This window comes from Photobacterium sp. GSS17 (assembly GCF_028621875.1).
Lineage (GTDB): Bacteria > Pseudomonadota > Gammaproteobacteria > Enterobacterales > Vibrionaceae > Photobacterium > Photobacterium ganghwense.
The window spans coordinates 2,541,513-2,558,889 of sequence record NZ_CP117517.1; the positions used below are offsets into that span (position 1 = coordinate 2,541,513).

At 50.9% G+C, this 17,377-nt stretch carries 18 protein-coding genes and 1 riboswitch; of the genes, 7 read left to right on the forward strand and 11 right to left on the reverse strand.

What is annotated here, in order from left to right:
- Positions 1-16 precede the first annotated feature (16 nt).
- From hisA to hisIE, 3 genes are read left to right on the forward strand one after another with little or no spacing between them, the layout of a single operon-like run.
- Complete coding sequence (hisA, locus tag PGW97_RS11340; RefSeq protein ID WP_217393258.1) at positions 17-751, forward strand: 1-(5-phosphoribosyl)-5-[(5-phosphoribosylamino)methylideneamino]imidazole-4-carboxamide isomerase; 735 nt, start codon at positions 17-19, stop codon at positions 749-751.
- A gap of 17 nt (positions 752-768) precedes the next feature.
- Entirely contained in the window at positions 769-1,542 is a 774-nt protein-coding gene (gene hisF / locus PGW97_RS11345; RefSeq protein ID WP_273857348.1) for an imidazole glycerol phosphate synthase subunit HisF, read from the forward strand.
- Positions 1,539-2,165 carry a bifunctional phosphoribosyl-AMP cyclohydrolase/phosphoribosyl-ATP diphosphatase HisIE gene (gene hisIE, locus PGW97_RS11350; RefSeq protein ID WP_217393257.1) on the forward strand — a complete coding sequence of 209 codons (627 nt, stop codon included), beginning with the start codon at positions 1,539-1,541 and terminating at the stop codon, positions 2,163-2,165. The genes hisF and hisIE overlap by 4 nt, the downstream gene beginning before the upstream one ends.
- Positions 2,166-2,390: 225 nt before the next feature.
- On the opposite strand, the gene PGW97_RS11355 is transcribed toward hisIE, so the two are convergent.
- Together PGW97_RS11355 and PGW97_RS11360 are read right to left on the reverse strand one after the other, a co-directional pair.
- Complete coding sequence (locus tag PGW97_RS11355) at positions 2,391-2,969, reverse strand: thymidine kinase (protein ID WP_217393256.1); 579 nt, start codon at positions 2,967-2,969, stop codon at positions 2,391-2,393.
- A gap of 229 nt (positions 2,970-3,198) precedes the next feature.
- Positions 3,199-4,794: a Na+/H+ antiporter NhaC family protein gene (locus PGW97_RS11360; protein WP_273857349.1), complete on the reverse strand. Its 1,596-nt coding sequence runs from the start codon at positions 4,792-4,794 to the stop codon at positions 3,199-3,201.
- Between the two features lie 98 nt (positions 4,795-4,892).
- Positions 4,893-5,076, reverse strand: a riboswitch (Lysine riboswitch).
- A 367-nt stretch (positions 5,077-5,443) separates the two neighbouring features.
- On the opposite strand from PGW97_RS11360, the gene PGW97_RS11365 reads away from it, so the two are divergent.
- Complete coding sequence (locus PGW97_RS11365; RefSeq protein WP_217393254.1) at positions 5,444-5,836, forward strand: DUF3037 domain-containing protein; 393 nt, start codon at positions 5,444-5,446, stop codon at positions 5,834-5,836.
- Positions 5,837-6,210: 374 nt separating this feature from the next.
- Here PGW97_RS11365 and PGW97_RS11370 read toward each other — a convergent pair whose 3' ends face one another.
- Together PGW97_RS11370 and PGW97_RS11375 are read right to left on the reverse strand one after the other, a co-directional pair.
- A complete protein-coding gene (locus tag PGW97_RS11370; RefSeq protein WP_273857350.1) occupies positions 6,211-7,182 on the reverse strand; it encodes a lytic murein transglycosylase in 972 nt (323 codons plus the stop codon).
- A 3-nt stretch (positions 7,183-7,185) separates the two neighbouring features.
- The gene (locus tag PGW97_RS11375; protein ID WP_047883599.1) at positions 7,186-7,476 is read right to left on the reverse strand and encodes a YcgL domain-containing protein; all 291 of its coding nucleotides are present in this window, start codon (positions 7,474-7,476) and stop codon (positions 7,186-7,188) included.
- A 219-nt stretch (positions 7,477-7,695) separates the two neighbouring features.
- Between PGW97_RS11375 and minC the strand changes: the two genes are divergently transcribed.
- Genes minC through minE form a run of 3 tightly spaced genes read left to right on the forward strand, consistent with a single transcriptional unit; the run spans position 7,696 to position 9,462 of the window.
- Entirely contained in the window at positions 7,696-8,358 is a 663-nt protein-coding gene (minC, locus tag PGW97_RS11380; RefSeq protein ID WP_273857351.1) for a septum site-determining protein MinC, read from the forward strand.
- 20 nt (positions 8,359-8,378) lie between these two features.
- Positions 8,379-9,191, forward strand: a complete 813-nt coding sequence (minD, locus tag PGW97_RS11385) for a septum site-determining protein MinD (protein ID WP_047883244.1) — start codon at positions 8,379-8,381, stop codon at positions 9,189-9,191.
- A 7-nt stretch (positions 9,192-9,198) separates the two neighbouring features.
- Positions 9,199-9,462 carry a cell division topological specificity factor MinE gene (gene minE, locus PGW97_RS11390; RefSeq protein WP_047883243.1) on the forward strand — a complete coding sequence of 88 codons (264 nt, stop codon included), beginning with the start codon at positions 9,199-9,201 and terminating at the stop codon, positions 9,460-9,462.
- Between the two features lie 81 nt (positions 9,463-9,543).
- On the opposite strand, the gene rnd is transcribed toward minE, so the two are convergent.
- The 7 genes from rnd to PGW97_RS11425 all read right to left on the reverse strand — a co-directional run bounded on the left by rnd (position 9,544) and on the right by PGW97_RS11425 (position 17,269).
- Positions 9,544-10,668 carry a ribonuclease D gene (gene rnd, locus PGW97_RS11395; RefSeq protein ID WP_273857352.1) on the reverse strand — a complete coding sequence of 375 codons (1,125 nt, stop codon included), beginning with the start codon at positions 10,666-10,668 and terminating at the stop codon, positions 9,544-9,546.
- A 56-nt stretch (positions 10,669-10,724) separates the two neighbouring features.
- Positions 10,725-12,413 carry a long-chain-fatty-acid--CoA ligase FadD gene (gene fadD / locus PGW97_RS11400; protein WP_047883241.1) on the reverse strand — a complete coding sequence of 563 codons (1,689 nt, stop codon included), beginning with the start codon at positions 12,411-12,413 and terminating at the stop codon, positions 10,725-10,727.
- 113 nt (positions 12,414-12,526) lie between these two features.
- A complete protein-coding gene (locus PGW97_RS11405; protein ID WP_273857353.1) occupies positions 12,527-13,462 on the reverse strand; it encodes an alpha/beta fold hydrolase in 936 nt (311 codons plus the stop codon).
- Between the two features lie 43 nt (positions 13,463-13,505).
- On the reverse strand, positions 13,506-14,060 hold the full coding sequence (locus PGW97_RS11410) for a Slp family lipoprotein (protein ID WP_273857354.1): 555 nt from the start codon (positions 14,058-14,060) through the stop codon (positions 13,506-13,508).
- Between the two features lie 108 nt (positions 14,061-14,168).
- On the reverse strand, positions 14,169-14,447 hold the full coding sequence (locus PGW97_RS11415) for a hypothetical protein (RefSeq protein WP_047883239.1): 279 nt from the start codon (positions 14,445-14,447) through the stop codon (positions 14,169-14,171).
- 161 nt (positions 14,448-14,608) lie between these two features.
- Positions 14,609-15,310, reverse strand: a complete 702-nt coding sequence (tsaB, locus tag PGW97_RS11420) for a tRNA (adenosine(37)-N6)-threonylcarbamoyltransferase complex dimerization subunit type 1 TsaB (RefSeq protein WP_273857355.1) — start codon at positions 15,308-15,310, stop codon at positions 14,609-14,611.
- On the reverse strand, positions 15,311-17,269 hold the full coding sequence (locus PGW97_RS11425) for an ATP-dependent DNA helicase (RefSeq protein ID WP_047883237.1): 1,959 nt from the start codon (positions 17,267-17,269) through the stop codon (positions 15,311-15,313). It abuts the gene before it with no gap.
- Positions 17,270-17,377 lie beyond the last annotated feature (108 nt).

Consider the following 17,377-nt stretch of genomic DNA (forward strand, 5'->3'; position numbering starts at 1 on the left):
GCGACAAGGACTGGTTATGATTATTCCCGCATTAGATTTGATTGAAGGCCAGGTAGTCCGCCTGTTTCAGGGAGACTATGGCAAAGTAACTGAATACAAGGTTAACCCCGCAGAACAGTTTCAGGCTTACTACCAGGCTGGTGCCACCTGGCTGCACCTCGTGGATTTGACCGGAGCCAAAGATACCTCTGCCCGACAGCTCAACCTCATCCAACAACTGCTGGCCAGCACCCCGGCCAATATTCAGATTGGCGGTGGCGTCCGGACCGAACAGGACGTGGCCAATCTGCTTGCGGCCGGTGCCCAACGCGTGGTCATCGGTTCAACGGCAGTCAAGCAACCAGAGCTGGTCAAAGGCTGGATCGAAACCTACGGCCCGGAACGCATAGTTCTGGCGCTGGATGTAAACATTGACCACAACGGCCAGCGCAACGTTGCGGTATCTGGCTGGCAGGAAGATTCCGGCGTGACGATTGAAGCACTTCTGGAAGACTTCCTGACTGTCGGCCTGAAACATGTCCTGTGCACGGATATTTCCCGCGATGGCACGCTGGCAGGCTCCAATGTCGAGCTATACCGGGATCTGTGCACGAGTTACCCGGATATCCGGTTCCAGTCATCCGGCGGAATCGGCTCGCTGGACGACATTGCTGCGCTGAAAGGCACCGGGGTTGCCGGGGTCATCGTCGGCCGGGCACTGCTGGATGGCAAATTCACCGCCGAGCAGGCTTTCGCCTGCTGGAATGACTAGACCGGGGAGAGACAGAAATGCTGGCAAAACGAATTATTCCTTGTCTTGACGTGCGTGACGGCCAGGTGGTCAAAGGCGTACAGTTTCGCAATCACGAAATCATTGGCGATATCGTACCGTTAGCCAAACGCTATGCCGAAGAAGGTGCCGATGAATTGGTGTTTTATGATATTACCGCGTCCAGTGATGGCCGGGTGGTAGATAAAAGCTGGGTTGCCCGGGTAGCAGAAGTGATTGATATTCCCTTCTGTGTCGCCGGAGGCATTAAATCGGCCGAAGACGCCAGCCGGATTTTGCAATACGGCGCAGACAAAGTCTCGATTAACTCACCGGCGCTGGCCAACCCGCAACTGATCACCGATCTGGCCGATAAATTCGGGGTGCAATGCATTGTGGTCGGGATTGATTCCTACTTTGATGCCACTACCGGAAAGTACCAGGTGTACCAGTTCACCGGTGATGAAAGCCGTACTCAGGCGACGCAATGGGAAACGAAGGACTGGGTACAGGAAGTTCAGCGGCGCGGTGCCGGAGAAATTGTCCTGAATATGATGAATCAGGACGGCGTTCGCAACGGCTACGATCTGACCCAGCTGAACATGGTCCGTGAAGTGTGCCACGTTCCACTTATCGCATCCGGCGGGGCCGGTGAGATGAGCCACTTTGCCGATGCTTTCAAACAGGCGAATGTCGACGGCGCTCTGGCGGCTTCGGTCTTCCACAAGCAAATCATCAATATCGGCGAATTAAAGCAATACCTGAAACAGAATAACGTGGAGGTCCGGGTATGAGTCTGAGCAGTAAAATTAACTGGGAAAAAGTCAACGGCCTGATCCCGGCGATCATTCAGGATCACACCAGCGGTCAGGTGCTGATGCTGGGCTACATGAACGACGAAGCGCTAACCAAAACGCTGGCGTCCAATCAGGTAACGTTCTGGTCACGGTCGAAAAATCGCCTGTGGACCAAAGGAGAAACGTCCGGCAATGTACTGAATCTGAAAAGTATCCGCCTCGATTGCGATCAGGATACGCTGTTGATACAGGTCGCGCCGGTTGGGCCAACCTGCCACCTGGGCACCACCACCTGTTTTGATACCGATGCATCTGGTGAAGAACAGACTGAACAACCGGCCCTGGTGTTTCTTCATCAACTTGAGCAGGTCCTGGCTGCTCGTAAAGGTGCCGATCCTGAGTCGTCCTACACTGCCAGCCTCTACGCGCGTGGCACCAAGCGGATTTCGCAGAAGGTGGGAGAAGAAGGTGTTGAAGTCGCGCTTGCGGCAACGTCGGGTGACAAGGCGGAGCTAGTGAATGAGTCGGCCGATCTGATTTACCACCTACTGGTGTTACTTCAGGATCAGGGGCTGTCACTGGCAGACATTACCCAGCGTCTTCAAGAGCGTCATAAATAACCGCACCGCTATTGAAGCCAAACATTTAAACCTAGCGCTTAAACAGAGCGGTTAAATAAAGCAATTAAATAAACCGTTTAAAGAGTACCTAAGCAAATCGAATAAAACAAAAGCCCGGCTCTACAGGCCGGGCTTTATTATTCATTCATGCGTCCACCATGCCGGACAAAGCTATGCTGAAAAACCAACTTCAGCGGACATATCCGACACAGCGCAAGGGCAACGTTATTTTTCGAGCGCGTCTTTGTAGTGAGTACGACACACCGAGACATAACGTTCATTGCCGCCAATCACGACCTGATCACCATCAGCAATTGCATTGCCGTGCTCATCCTGACGAATCACCATATTGGCTTTACGGCCGCAGTGGCAGATTGTTTTGAGTTCAACCAGTTTGTCAGCCCAGGCCAGCAGATAGCGGCTGCCCTCAAACAATTCACCGCGGAAATCTGTCCGTAAGCCATAGCACAGCACCGGAATATGCAGCTTATCGACCACTTCTGTCAGTTGGTAAACTTGCTCTTTCGTCAAAAACTGACATTCATCAACCAGCACACAATCCAGCTTCTGCGTCGCATTCATATCCTGCAAACGCGCATACAGATCGTCCGTCACGGAAAATAGCTCAGCATCTTCCTGCAGACCAATACGTGAACTGACTTTCCCCTTCCCGTAACGGTCGTCAATTGCCGCAGTAAAAATAACCGGCGTCATCCCACGCTCACGGTAATTAAACGATGACTGCAACAAGGTGGTAGATTTACCCGCATTCATTGCCGAGTAATAGAAGTACATCTGAGCCATTAAGTAAGCTTCTCTGATTATCTTTAGAATGGTAAGAAAAAACTGGCGAGATGCTACAGAAATCCCAGCCAAATTAAAAGGAGCTGTGTCACCCGTTGCCAGATCGCTTGTGTCATCCGGATCAGAGCAACTGCCACAAACCGCCAAAAAGAAAGCCTGCACATGGCAGGCTTTTCATTACAGTATAAGGACTTAGCGTTCAAGCTTAACGCTGAACCTAAGAGATTGTTCAGGCTTTCGCGGCCAACTCACTAGGACGGCGAGACAACCAGGACAGGATCGCACACACCACCACAAACATAACAGTTGCGCTCATGAACGACACCGCCAGTGAGCTGGTGAAACCCAGTACCAGGAAGCCCACTGTCGATACCACAGCGACAGCCAGCGCATACGGCAGCTGCGTTGACACGTGGTCAATGTGATGACAACGCGCACCAGTAGACGACAGAATAGTGGTATCTGAAATCGGTGAACAGTGATCACCAAACACCGAGCCTGCCAGTACAGCACCCAGCATCGGCAGCATCAGCATAATGTCAGTTGCCGCAGCCAGATCACCGGCGATTGGAAGCATGATACCGAATGTTCCCCAAGAGGTACCGGTTGAGAACGCCATCAGCCCTGCCAGCAGGAACAGGATCGCAGGCAGGAACATCGGATTGATGCTGCCTTCAACCAGGGTCGACAGGTATTTACCGGTCGCCATATCGCTGATCACACTACCAATGCTCCAGGCGAACAGCAGGATCAGAATCGCACCAAACATTGACTTAGCACCAATCCACAGCGTGGAAACTACTTCACCGGCAGGAATACGCTGACGCAGCACTGGAATCATGGCAGCCGCCAGGCCGATTAGCCCACCGTATACCAGAGAGGCACCCACATCGGTATTTTCAAACGCGCCCAGAACATCAAAGGCTTTACCGCCTGCCAGCAGCGCCTGATAACCAGTGAAAATCATAAAGAAGAACGTTGCCACGATCAGAGCCACAATCGGCATCACCAGATCGCCTACGCGGCCGTGCTCACTTTCCTGAATTTCCAGTTCATCGTTCAGGTCTTTCGCCAGGGTGTCATCATCCCCTTCATCAAAGCCGCGGCAATGGCTTGCTTCCAGCTCGTGTTTTTTCATTGAGCCGATATCCAGCTGGAACCAGGCAACAACAAATACCATCAGCAGGGCGAAAATCGCATAGAAGTTCATCGGGGCCAGTTGCAGGAATGCCCCCAGAGGTGTGTATTCAGTGACACCGTGTGTCACCAGAATGCCGCCGATAAGCGTGATAATGTAAGCCCCCCAGCTAGAGGCCGGCATCAGCACACACATTGGCGCAGCAGTTGAATCAAGAATATAAGCCAGCTTGGCACGGGACACATAAAAACGGTCCGTGACCGGGCGAGAAATTGAACCGACAGCCAGGCTATTAAAATAGTCGTCTACAAAAATGAATACGCCCAGAAATGCAGCCAGTAGTTTTGCGCCACGCTTACTTTTAATTTTCGTTTGTGCCCACTCAGCGAACGCACGGGTTCCCCCGGACAGGGTCAACAAAGCGGTAGTCATACCCAGCAACACCAGAAACGCGACAATGCTCATATTCCAGGTGTTAATGCCGCCGTCCTCAATGAATAATCCCTTTACAGTGTTGCCGATATATCCGGCCATTCCCGTAACGGAATAATCATTTAGCAATAAGGCACCAAGCAGAATACCTACGCCCAGAGACAACAAGACGCGACGCGTCGCAATAGCCAGGCCCAGTGCCACCAGCGGGGGCAACACAGACACAGCGGAGTGTGAAAAATCTACAATATTCATGATCTCTACTACAACCGATCTTGGTTGGAGATCTACTGCTGGCCACGTTTTAAAAACGTGAAAAATGAGTGAAAGAAAGAGAGGTGCCCCTTTTCCGACTCCACAGTAGCGCTCCATAGTTAATGTAATTATATACTATGGCAGTGTTGCCTCTATTCGATGACAACCCCAGCGAGCAGGCATGATGGCCCTCTCTCACTTCGGCACCGGCTCCTTTTGCAAGCCCTCATCGGAATCACCCTCCGACTTGCTACTGATAGACGATGCGCCTCTACCCTTGGTCAAGGTATAGTCGATTCTACGGCTTTAAGATCTGATTGCAACAACTTGAAGTGAAAAAATTAACATTAATAGTGAATAGTCTTGCCTGAGTGATTAAAAAACCACCACCCCAGGCAAACCGATATTAAGCCAGCTTATATGAAACTCATTCCGTTTTATTAAATTGGTCACTTATCCCCTGCCACAATGTTAATTCCTGTCGCTGTTAATCCCATTATTAAGAATGGTTAATTACTTAAGTTAACATGCCGATAATAAGCGCAAAATTATTTATATTCAGGCTCATAATAACCATTTTAGTTATTGCAATTATTGATTTAAGACTGCTAATATTATTTTCATAGTATTACTCCAACAGGAAATAAAAATGTCTGATGCAATGAAAGTGCTATTAAACCTCCGAAGCCTGCGTGCCCTATCTCGTGAATATTCTCTGGAGCAACTTCAGGAAGCGCTGGAAAAGCTTCAAACAATCGTTACTGAGCGTGAAGAAGCAGAAGCTGAAGAGCGTGCAAAAGAAGAAGAACGCATGGAGAAACTGACTCAATACCGTGACATGCTAATTGCTGACGGTATCGATCCAGAAGAACTGCTTGCCGCTATCAGCAAAGCACCTAAAAAACGTGCTCAGCGTCCAGCGAAATACCGTTTCATTGATGAAAACGGTGATGAGAAAACCTGGACAGGCCAAGGCCGTACACCAAGCGCACTGAAAAAAGCGCTGGATGAAGGTAAATCTCTGGAAGATTTTGAGATCTAATCTCCTACCTCTGAATCTTATAAAAACCCGGTTTTATACCGGGTTTTTTCTTACCCGCAACATAATCATAAGCTATTGAAAATAAATAAAATAATAAAATCCGGATTACTTATAGAGTATTTACTTTACCTTGAGATGTCCCGCTGAAAGATTTTCATTTATTCATAATTTATAGTTACCATCACATTTTTGCTTATTTCAACTCGCCACTGTCACTATTCTAAATACCCGTCACTGAATATAGCGCTATCGCGTTATTCGATGCTTCATCGGCCAAAGATAATGGAAATATTTTGCTTGTGGTCTGTCCGCTGAAATGTACAAAAAAGCCAGACGTTAAAGTCTGGCTTTCCATTCATTTCACCAAGCAATATTTAGCGAATACTGTCTGCCAAATAACTCACAGCCAATGCAAAATAGTGAGACCGATTCCATTTTAATAGTGACTGATAATTGCCATACACCAAATATGCCCTTCCACGATTATCATCAGGTTGAATAAGCCATGCATCAATCGCAGTATCTGGTAAATCCTGCCCATTCATACGGCGTACACCCAACTTCTGCCACTCAGACAACGAACGGCCTTTCTCTGGCTGAACACCCAGCAATGTGGCATCAATGTTATCCGGAATCGAAACTTGTCGGCCCCAGGTATATTCATCATTCCAGCCGGCTTCATGCAGATAATTCGCCGCAGAAGCAAAAACATCGTCTTTGGTTTGCCAGATATCCGCCTTGCCGTCATTATTTCCGTCACGGGCATAAGCCAGGAAAGAAGTTGGCATGAACTGAGGTTGTCCCATTGCCCCGGCCCAGGATCCTTTCATTTCTTTGGCGGTAATATGGCCGGCATCGATAATTTCCAGCGCCGCCATCACCTGATTACGGAAAAAGGCTTCACGACGACCTTCATAAGCCAGCGTCGTTAACGCTTCAACCACATTGTAATTGCCCGTCAGGCGACCGAAATTACTTTCAACACCCCACAGGGCAACCACAAACCGCGGCTGGACACCATATTGCTGACCAATTCGATCCAGTACCGCTTTATGCTCCTGATAAAGCTGGTTCGCTTGTTTCTTTTTCCATTCCGGAACGGCACGCGGCAGGTATTCATCCAGCGTCAACTTACGCTCAGGCTGATTTTTATCTGCTTTAACGGCACGCTCAATAAATGTAATACCATCAAACGCTGATTGAATGGTCTGCTCCGAAATGCCTTTTTCCCGCGCTTCGGTTTTCAGTACATTTACATAGGCATCGAAACCTTCATCCGCGGCCATCACCGCCGATGACATTCCTAAGCCCAGGGCCACCAGGGCCGTGATCAATTGCTTACGCATAAACTATTCCTGAGATGGTGAAGCGGCTTTCTTTGCTGCTTTATATTCTTCCAGTAAATTCGTCACCGGCGGCGGAACCTGCAGATAAAACCCTTTTTCCAGCAGTTCACTTTTCACTTTTTCAATATCGGCCAATGCCAGTTTCTTCCGGTCGCCAATTTTCAGGACCATGACAAACTGTGGTGTGCCAAAAGTGCTCAGCAGCGCTTCAGGCACCGCAGAGAAATCGTCTTTCTTATTGATGTAGAGATAAGTGTTGTCTTTCTTTGGGCTTTTATAAATTGCACACAACATGCTGATAGAACCTTTTGATAAAACTGACTCAGTATCAGACCACAACATCGCGACTTCTCTCCCTCCGGAACCCACAGCCCACGGGGGATGCGACGCCTGTCTGAATTTACAACGCTAAAGCAAGGATAGCTTGCTGATATACGGTTTGGAATATAACATGCAAGGTACTAAAGAGATAACGAACCTGAACGGCTAATTTAGCGACAGTCAGCTAGACAAATGACAAAAGTAGCAGAACTCAAGGGAGGCTCTTTCACCCTCTCTGCCCTTCACCTGGTGGACGGCGACATCCATAAGGCTGCCGACTTTCTGAAACAGAAAGTAGAGCAGGCTCCTCATTTTTTTGCATCCGCCCCCGTAGTTATCGATGTCAGCCAGGCTGGCGATTCCATCGATTTCTCACTGCTGAAAAATAAAGTCAGCGAAGCCGGTGTGATTCCGGTCGGCATCAGCGGATGCAAAGCGACCCGGCTCCAGGAGAAAGCCAAAGCAGCAGGATTTGCGATCATGAATGCTGCGCGTCAGGCCAAGGCGGCAGAGCCGGTTATGGCCCCTACTCGCATCATTCGCACCCCGGTTCGGTCAGGCCAGCAGATTTATGCTAAGAATTGTGATCTTGTCATCATGAATCATGTCAGTGCGGGCGCGGAAGTCATTGCCGACGGCTGCATTCACATCTACGGTACATTGAGGGGACGCGCAATAGCCGGTGCCAGCGGGCAACAGGAAGCGCAAATCTTTTGTCACAACCTGCAACCTGAGCTGATTTCAATTGCGGGTAACTATTGGCTGAGCGACAACATCCAGGAAGATTTCTGGGGGCAAAATGTCGTTATCTCGCTGAACGAAAATAATTTGAACATAGAGCACCTGGCTCTATAGCGTTTAATAAGGAATCAAGAATGGCACGAATCATCGTGGTAACCTCTGGTAAGGGTGGCGTTGGTAAGACGACCTCTAGTGCAGCTATCGCATCGGGCCTTGCTCTGAGCGGCAAGAAAACAGCAGTGATCGATTTCGATATCGGCCTGCGGAATCTTGACCTTATCATGGGCTGTGAGCGTCGTGTGGTGTATGACTTTGTTAATGTCATTAACGGTGAAGCCAATCTGAATCAGGCGCTGATTAAAGATAAGCGTGTTGAAAATCTATATGTTCTGCCTGCTTCACAAACCCGTGACAAAGATGCTCTGGCTCGTGAAGGTGTTGAGCGCGTCCTGAAAGATCTGGATGAGATGGGTTTTGAATTCATTATCTGTGACTCACCAGCGGGTATTGAGTCCGGTGCGCTGATGGCTCTGTATTTCGCAGATGAAGCGATTGTAACAACAAACCCTGAGGTCTCATCCGTGCGTGACTCCGACCGTATCCTGGGTATCCTGGATTCGAAATCACGTCGTGCTGAGCAAGCCGAGTCTCCGGTTAAAACTCACCTGCTGCTAACACGTTACAACCCTGCCCGCGTGACACTGGGTGAGATGCTAAGCGTGACTGACGTGGAAGAAATTCTGCATATCCCGCTGCTGGGTGTGATCCCTGAAAGCCAAGCTGTACTGAATGCCTCCAACAAAGGTGAACCGGTGATCTTCGATACAGACTCTGATGCCGGTTTGGCATACCAGGACACAGTTGCTCGTTTGTTGGGTGAAGAGCGTCCATTCCGCTTCCTTGAAGAAGAGAAGAAAGGTTTCCTGAAACGTCTATTCGGAGGGTAAAGACATTATGGCACTGTTAGAATTCTTCCGCCCCAAGAGGACAACAACGGCCAGCGTCGCCAAAGAGCGCTTGCAGATTATTGTTGCGGAGCGCCGTTCAGCCGATCAAAGTACACCAAGCTACCTCCCGCAGCTTAAGCAGGACATTCTGGAAGTGATTCGCAAGTACGTTGCGATTAGCCCGGATCAGGTAACGGTTAATCTCGATCAGAAAGAAGAAGATCTCTCTGTTCTGGAGCTTAACGTCACGTTACCGGACGAAGACAAGTAAAAGATTGAAGATATAAAAAAGCCCCTTTATGGGGCTTTTTTGTGGATGCTAAATACTGATTATCTTTATAACCGAGGTGTCTTACACAGTTTTCAGCAATGGCAAAACACGCTCTTCAAACAGTGGCTTACGCCAGCTTTTCAGCATTTCCGGCAGGTTATCTTGCGGACACTGTTTTTTCCACGCCCAGTTGATTAGCTGGTTAATCTGTTTCTTCGACGCCAGAAATTCACTCATCAGCCCGGTTTCTGCAGCAACCGCATTGACGACATCTTTAATCTCTTTAACCCGCTGCTTGTACCCCGGTAGATCCACTAATCGGACAATCTTTTCCGGATACTCCGCCGGTGACATGCGCTCGACTTCATTCACCAGTGAAATCAGGCGATTACCATGACGCTGGATTTCCATATTATCGAAGCCTTCTTTATCCATCACAGCTTTCGACTTGATTTCAAAGCGAGCCAGCTTCCACAAGTTCAGCTCTTTTAGTACGAAGTTCAACGCAAGATCGCGTTTCCTGGCTTCAAGAATTCGCCATTTTGCTACTTTTTGCAGGATAGCCAATTGTCTCGGGTTAAGCTGCCATGCATTTTTCACATCCAGGTAAGCCATATCAGGGTCAACGGTTCTCATCCGTTTAAGTACCTGTGCGGCACATTCCTGCTCCAGCGCCTCAGACCAGTCTTTTGCTTCCACCAGCGGCAGCAACTTATCAAACAGGGGCTTTAGGTAATACACGTCAGCCGCAGCGTAATCGAGCTGGCGATCGGTCAGCGGACGGGCCAGCCAGTTCGTGCGGGCTTCACCTTTGTCCAGTTCCACCCCGAGAAAATCTTTTACCAGTGTCCCGAAACCGGCAGAGACCCCGTATCCCAGAAATGCAGCCATCACCTGAGTATCGATCATAGGCACCGGCATGGTGCCTGCGTAGTACTGGAAAACTTCCAGATCTTCACCGCACGCGTGCAGTACTTTGGTCACCGACTGATCACGCAGCAGCTCCCACAACGGCTCCAGGTTGTCGATCTCCAGCGGATCAATCAGCGCAAGGGTTTCGCCGTCATACAATTGCACCAGTCCCAGTTTTGGGTACAGGGTTCGGGTCCGGACAAACTCAGTGTCCAGCATGACAGCCTTCTGGTTTCGCGCCTGAAGGCAAACAGTTTCCAGGCGCGTGGCACTGGTAATTACTTCAAAATTCACAATTTTCCTACCAACAAAATGCCGGCTTACGCCGGCATTGGATTCGTTTTCGTCCGTCAGGCTTGCTGAGCAACCTGCTTATCGGATTCTTCCCGCAAGGCGCGGCGCAGAATCTTGCCGACATTGGTTTTCGGCAGTTCATCACGGAACTCGACAATTTTCGGTACTTTATAGCCGGTCAGATGCTCCCGACAATGGCTGAGCAATTCTTCACGGGTCAGGCTGGCATCTCGCTTCACAACGCAGATTTTCACCACCTCACCGGACACCTCATGCGGCTGACCGATTGCAGCCACTTCCAGCACTTTACTGTTCAGTGCGACCACATCTTCGATTTCATTCGGGTACACGTTAAAGCCGGACACCAGAATCATATCTTTCTTACGATCAACAATGTGCAGGAAACCTTCGTCATCAAAACGCACAATATCACCGGTCGACAGCCAACCGTCATCCGACAGCACTTCTTTGGTCGCTTCCGGACGCTGCCAGTATCCCTGCATCACCTGTGGGCCACGGACCTGCAGTTCACCTGTCTGGTCGTTACCCAGTACATTGCCTTCATCATCAACAATACGTACTTCTGTTGACGGTACTGGCAGACCGATAGAGCCATTATAGTCGACCAAATCATAAGGGTAAGCCGCCACCAGTGGTGAACACTCAGTCAGACCATACCCTTCTAGCAAGTAATTGCCTGTGATCTGCTTCCATTTTTCAGCAACGGCACGCTGTACAGCCATGCCTCCGCCGACCGACAAGCGCAGATTACTGAAGTCGATTTCGTGGAAATCTTCGTTATTTACCAAAGCGTTAAACAAGGTGTTCACGCCGGTAATCGCCGTGAACGGGTAGCGCTGCAATTCTTTCACAAACGTCGGAATGTCACGCGGGTTGGTGATCATCAGGTTACGTCCGCCCATTTCAATAAACAGCAGGCAGTTCACCGTCAGTGCAAACACGTGATAAAGCGGCAACGCGGTCACAATCAGCTCGCGGCCTTCCGTCAGGACCGGGCTATAGGCCCCTTTCGCCTGCATAACGTTTGCCAGCATGTTGCGGTGAGTCAGTATCGCCCCTTTCGCAACTCCGGTGGTACCACCGGTATATTGCAGGAATGCCGTATCTTCACCGGACATAAATGGCTTCACATACTGCATGCGGCGGCCTTTGCGCAGCGCCATGCGCATAGATGTCGCGTGTGGCAAATGATACTTAGGCACCATCTTCTTGATGTACTTCACGATGAAGTTCACCAATGTCCCTTTCGGTCGGGACAACTGATCCCCCAGGCTGGTCAGTACAACGTGCTGCACTCCGGTATTTTTCACAATACTTTCAAGCGTGTGCGCGAAGTTTGACACGATAACAATGGCTTTGGCACCGGAGTCATTCAACTGATGCTCAAGTTCGCGCGGCGTGTACAGTGGGTTAACGTTCACCACCACACAACCAGCACGTAAAATACCGAACAGTGCAATCGGGTACTGCAGCAGGTTTGGCATCATGACCGCCACGCGATCACCTTTTTGCAGATTGAGTTCATTCTGCAGATAGGCAGCAAATGCCCGGCTACGCTCTTCCAATTTACGGAAGGTCATGACCTGACCCATGTTGATAAACGCAGTCTGATCGGCATACTTCTGAACAGACTGCTCAAACATTTCGACTAACGACGGATACTGATCCGGGTTAATTTCTGCCGGTACATCTGCCGGATAGCGGTTAAGCCAAACCTTATCCACTTTGCACTCTCCTTATCGATTCTGGCGCGAGGCCAATGCTGTGCTGTAGGGAAAATCAAACATCTGTTTACACCGCATTACAGCACAAGTAACAACTAATTAACACCAACTTGTCAGACCAGTGTTTTGAATTTTGACGCGAACGACACTATATGTTCAACGGTTGCCCGAGGGCTTTCGAGGTGGCAATGATGCCCCCCGCTTACCCGGGTCTGGCTCAGGTTCTGCCACTGCTGCTGTTGCTCTGACGTCAGCTGCAGGCTTTGATAACCCTGCTCACCAATAATGGATAGCACCGGACAGCTGACCGCAGCCCGCATCGCCAGGCTATGCCCATCCGCCATGCGATACAACGAATCGCAACGCAGCCGCGGATCATGGCGCCAGTACCAGCGGGAATCCTGACAATACGTCGCCCGCTCCACCAGCGGAATAACTTGCTCGGGAGTTAACGCATTCACCTCACACCGTAATGTGACTGCCTGATCGAAAGAGGTCATCCCCCGTCGGACGGACGCACGTTTACGGTATCGCTCCCGACTGAGAATCCCGTCTCGCAGTCGCGTCGCGGCATGCTCAGGAGGCTCGGATAATGGCCCCAGCCCTTCAATCAATATCATGGATGCAACCCGCTCAGGAAAAGCGGCCGCATAACAGGTACTGACCAGCGCCCCCAGAGAATGTCCCAGTAAATGCACACGACTAACCGGCAAGAGACTCAATAACTGCGCCAAATCGTCTACGTAGTCGACAAAATGGTAGAAGTTACCGTCAGGTCTCGCCTGAGACAGTCCATGCCCGGGCCAGTCAATTGCCAGCAGGTGGAAATGATCCGCCAGCGGCTCAAACAAAGGTGTGAAACTGGCCGCATTGTCCTGCCAGCCATGCAGCATCACCAACACCGGTTTATCCGGTGTCAAACAGTGCGTGTCCTCCGGCCAGGCTTGCGGGTCAGTTATGACCTGATTGCCCGGCGAGCACGAACAAAGTCCGGCCAGACGTAACGCATCCAGCTGAAACGTAATACTTTCCATCGTGAAATGTGTCATGAGTTCCATTCGCAGTATGTTTTGCCGTGTTTTGCCCAGTGCTTTAGTGGGTAACACGCTCCCGAATTTCACCGCGGGTGTATCCGTCCCGGATCCACACCGGCGGGCAATAGGCACCAACGCAATGGGAAAAGCGATCAAAGTCATCCAGCCAGACTTCCTGTTTCACCTGCCAGAGCTGGACTCCGGAGGCTTTCACGACCGGATAAAGGTAGGGATAATCTCCCACCTGCCCGGATTCCGTTCCGCTTACCCGACCGGCAACCGTAATCAGACGTCCCGGCTGATATTGCATGGGTTCCAGAAATCCGCTGACATAAGCCGCAAAACGCTGCTGCAACGCTTGATCCGGTTTGGGTTTACCATCGCGGCCAATTGGCATAGCAACAATTTCCAGCCTGGTTTCAGTGGCATCATTTCGAATGGCTGCAATCATCCCACCGAGTCGCACTTCCTGACCCACCGCCTGCGTGCCCTGCTGGTGCAAAGCTGTAATATCCGTCAGCGGGTGATCAGTGGTCGTCTGCAAGCTCTCCGGTACTGCGGCGCAGCCTACCATAATCCCGGTAAGCAGCCCAGCCAATAGCTTCCTAAACATCTTGAATTCCTACCTGATTGATGAATATGCGCGCAACATCAGGACCGTTCGCGACCGCAAGCCGGGAACCCGCCTCATGGCTAAGAAACAATGAAGAGCACAAGTGGATCAGACATACACATCGACACCAACCATTGCCGAGAGTTCATCTCGACGCTGTTGATGCATCACACCAAGGTAAGAAGCTAAGGCTTCGCGATGCTTACCTTCCGGCTGATCATACTGAATGTGCTGACGGGCATCCTCAAGGGTCTGGGGATCACGAACAGAAAGGGCAACCGCGGTAGCCACCGCTTTGGGTTTACCGGGCGCAGCAGGGGACTTGCCGGGTTTCGTGCTGGAATTGGGTTGAGTGAGAGTAACCGGAAGACGCTGAATCGAAACCATAAGCAATATCCAGAAAGAAAACCGACAGATGGGGGATTGGCACCCTCCCCAGCCAGTCCTTCCCTTACGTCAACTCAAGAGCAAAGAGACATAAGTTAAGTTGTGACCGGGGATTCCACCACCATACCGCTTTAATAGTACGGCATAGTGGTCAAATTGCCTTATTCACGGCCTGGTAATTTTTTCCAGGTCACGGTATCACGCAGATACACCGGACTAGCCGCTTCTGCGGCCACCACTTCACCACGGGCCAGAGCAAATTTCGCCAAGTGCACCATATCCGCAGATTCAGGGTAAAGCACCGACCCTTTCACGACCTCTGTTGGCAATTGCGCTAAAGCCTCAGCATAGCTTTCCCAACCTGTCCCGGCCGTAAACCAGCGCGCATTCAGCGTTTCAATCTGGCCAACCAGCAGTTCTGGCTTGATCACCTGCTCTTCACCGTGTACCAACCAGTCACCATCAGCCTGACGGATATACTGCCCCCAGTATACCTCATCCATACGAGCGTCAATTGCCGTCATGACATGCTCAGCCTGGTGAAGGCGGTAAGTGCCCTGTGCCATCGCGGCAAGGGTCGAGACCCCGATCATCGGCAAATCTGCACCAAATGCCAGTCCCTGCGCAATACCAATGCCGATACGCACACCGGTAAAGCTGCCCGGACCACGGCCATAAGCCAGGGCATCCAACTGATTCAGGGTAATTCCGCCCTGAGCCAGAACCTCATCAACCATTGGCAGAATTTTTGTGGTGTGCTCACGCGGTGCATATTCACAACGTGAAATCACTTCATCACCCATTAAAAGGGCAACAGAACAGTTTTCGGTGGCAGTATCTACTGCAAGAATTTTGTTGCTCATTCAAGCCTCTGAATGCTGGTCTTCAACGGCTGACGGCGCTTGCTGGCCATTAATTGAAGACAAAAAGTGCCCGACCTGTTCCACGTCTCGGGTACGAGGAATCGGCGGCAGGCTGCGTAAAAAAACCGCACCGTATGGGCGCGTTACCAATCGGTTGTCGCAGATCACCAGTACACCCTTATCCTGTTTATCACGGATAAGTCGCCCTACTCCCTGTTTCAGGGTAATGACGGCATCGGGGATCTGGACTTCAGAAAATGGATCGCCACCACGCAGGCGGCAATCTTCAATCCGAGCTTTCAGCAGCGGGTCATCCGGTGCTGTAAACGGTAGTTTGTCGATAATAACACAGCTTAATGCCTGGCCTCTAACATCCACCCCTTCCCAGAACGCACCGGTGGCAATCAGCAGGGCATCCCCCCGCTCCAGATACTCGGCCAGCAGTTTCTGCTTGGTGGTTTCCCCTTGTGCCAGCACCGGAAGCGCCAGTCGGGCACGAAACCCTTCGGCCAGATCACGCACCATCTGATGAGAAGTACAGAGGAAGAAACAGCGGCCATTGTTGGCCTGAATCACCGGTGCCAGCATGTCGACCAGACGATCGGCCAGGCCAAAGCTATTTGGCTCCGGTAAAAAGCGAGGAACGCAGAGCAAGGCCTGCTGCTGATAATCAAAGGGACTTTCCAGGGAAAACTGCTGCTTCGGTTTTAAACCCAGACGCTGGCTGAAATGCCCGAAATCGTCGTTCACGGCCAGGGTAGCAGAGGTAAAAATCCAGGCACCACCCTGCTCGGTGATTTGCTCATGAAACTTGTCAGCAACAGACAGCGGGGTTATGTGCAAACTGAAATGGCGGGGAGTACATTCGTACCAGTACGAATAGCCAGTGATGCTGGTGTCGCACACCCGCTCCAAACGGGCTTTCACCAGGGTTGCCCGTTCAAATGCACTATCCAGCAGCTGACTGCGGCCAAGGGCCAGTTTCAGCACTTCATGGGTCAAGTCCAGCGCATCCTGCAAACGGGTGATTTCCCGTTGTACCGCCGGACTATTGATCACCTCTCGCCAGTTGCCCCGAAACCCCGGCTCGCCCAGCACAATCCGCAGATCAGACGCAGCCTGATGCAGGCGATCCGCCGTTTTCTGGAGTTGGCGCATGTCTTTGGCTTCAGTGCGATAGCCAATTTCAATGTCCTTGGCCAGCTCTTGCAGCTGACGGCTGGACAGACTCTGACCAAAATACTGGCTGGCAATATCCGGCAGCTGATGGGCTTCATCAAAGATGAACATGTCTGCTTCGGGGATCAGCTCGCCGAAACCGGTCTCTTTAATAGCCAGATCCGCCAGAAAAAGATGGTGGTTAACCACGACAACATCGGCTTCCATCGCCCGACGTCGTGCTTTTACGACAAAACACTCATCATAGGACGGACATTCCCGGCCCAGACAGTTGTCGTTGGTTGAGGTAATCATCGGCAAAACAGGGCTATCTTCGGCGATATCATCACATTCACCGAGATCCCCGCTTTTGGTCGAGGACGACCAGCTGCGCACCTGAACCAGCTGGCTCAGCAGCTTGGGATCTGCATGGATACCATGGCTTTCGGCAATCTGACGGCTCATCCGATCCAGACACAGGTAGTTGGCACGGCCTTTCAGCAGCGCAACCCGGCCAGTAAAGCCCAGCGCCTGTGTCATTAACGGAAGATCCCGGTGAAACAGCTGCTCTTGCAGGTTTTTGGAACCGGTAGAAATGATTGCCTTCTTGCCACTGACTAATGCAGGCACCAGGTAGGCAAATGTCTTGCCCGTTCCCGTCCCCGCTTCGACCACCAACTGGGATTCGGTCTGGATAGCATCGGCAACCGCTTCAGCCATATCGATTTGAGGCTGGCGCGCCTGAAAACCCGGGATCGCTTTATCCAAAGCGCCTCCGGGTGCAAAAAACTTGGCAATCATAAAATCAGAATCGTGGCCGTCAGTATTGGTTATTTATACAGTAACTTGACTGCCCATTATGCCAACTTTCCCCTCAGGCGACCATCATTAATTCCCAGGCTGATTCCC

Excerpts from the sequence above, each read along its gene's own strand:
- PGW97_RS11415 (WP_047883239.1), bottom strand. The coding sequence starts at position 14,447 with ATGGTTTCGATTCAGCGTCTTCCGGTTACTCTCACTCAACCCAATTCC.
- hisF (WP_273857348.1), top strand. The coding sequence starts at position 769 with ATGCTGGCAAAACGAATTATTCCTTGTCTTGACGTGCGTGACGGCCAG.
- hisA (WP_217393258.1), top strand. The coding sequence starts at position 17 with ATGATTATTCCCGCATTAGATTTGATTGAAGGCCAGGTAGTCCGCCTG.
- PGW97_RS11355 (WP_217393256.1), bottom strand. The coding sequence starts at position 2,969 with ATGGCTCAGATGTACTTCTATTACTCGGCAATGAATGCGGGTAAATCT.
- PGW97_RS11375 (WP_047883599.1), bottom strand. The coding sequence starts at position 7,476 with ATGTTGTGTGCAATTTATAAAAGCCCAAAGAAAGACAACACTTATCTC.
- minD (WP_047883244.1), top strand. The coding sequence starts at position 8,379 with ATGGCACGAATCATCGTGGTAACCTCTGGTAAGGGTGGCGTTGGTAAG.
- PGW97_RS11405 (WP_273857353.1), bottom strand. The coding sequence starts at position 13,462 with ATGACACATTTCACGATGGAAAGTATTACGTTTCAGCTGGATGCGTTA.
- hisIE (WP_217393257.1), top strand. The coding sequence starts at position 1,539 with ATGAGTCTGAGCAGTAAAATTAACTGGGAAAAAGTCAACGGCCTGATC.
- PGW97_RS11365 (WP_217393254.1), top strand. The coding sequence starts at position 5,444 with ATGTCTGATGCAATGAAAGTGCTATTAAACCTCCGAAGCCTGCGTGCC.
- minE (WP_047883243.1), top strand. The coding sequence starts at position 9,199 with ATGGCACTGTTAGAATTCTTCCGCCCCAAGAGGACAACAACGGCCAGC.
- PGW97_RS11370 (WP_273857350.1), bottom strand. The coding sequence starts at position 7,182 with ATGCGTAAGCAATTGATCACGGCCCTGGTGGCCCTGGGCTTAGGAATG.
- tsaB (WP_273857355.1), bottom strand. The coding sequence starts at position 15,310 with ATGAGCAACAAAATTCTTGCAGTAGATACTGCCACCGAAAACTGTTCT.
- PGW97_RS11410 (WP_273857354.1), bottom strand. The coding sequence starts at position 14,060 with ATGTTTAGGAAGCTATTGGCTGGGCTGCTTACCGGGATTATGGTAGGC.
- PGW97_RS11425 (WP_047883237.1), bottom strand. The coding sequence starts at position 17,269 with ATGATTGCCAAGTTTTTTGCACCCGGAGGCGCTTTGGATAAAGCGATC.
- PGW97_RS11360 (WP_273857349.1), bottom strand. The coding sequence starts at position 4,794 with ATGAATATTGTAGATTTTTCACACTCCGCTGTGTCTGTGTTGCCCCCG.
- minC (WP_273857351.1), top strand. The coding sequence starts at position 7,696 with ATGACAAAAGTAGCAGAACTCAAGGGAGGCTCTTTCACCCTCTCTGCC.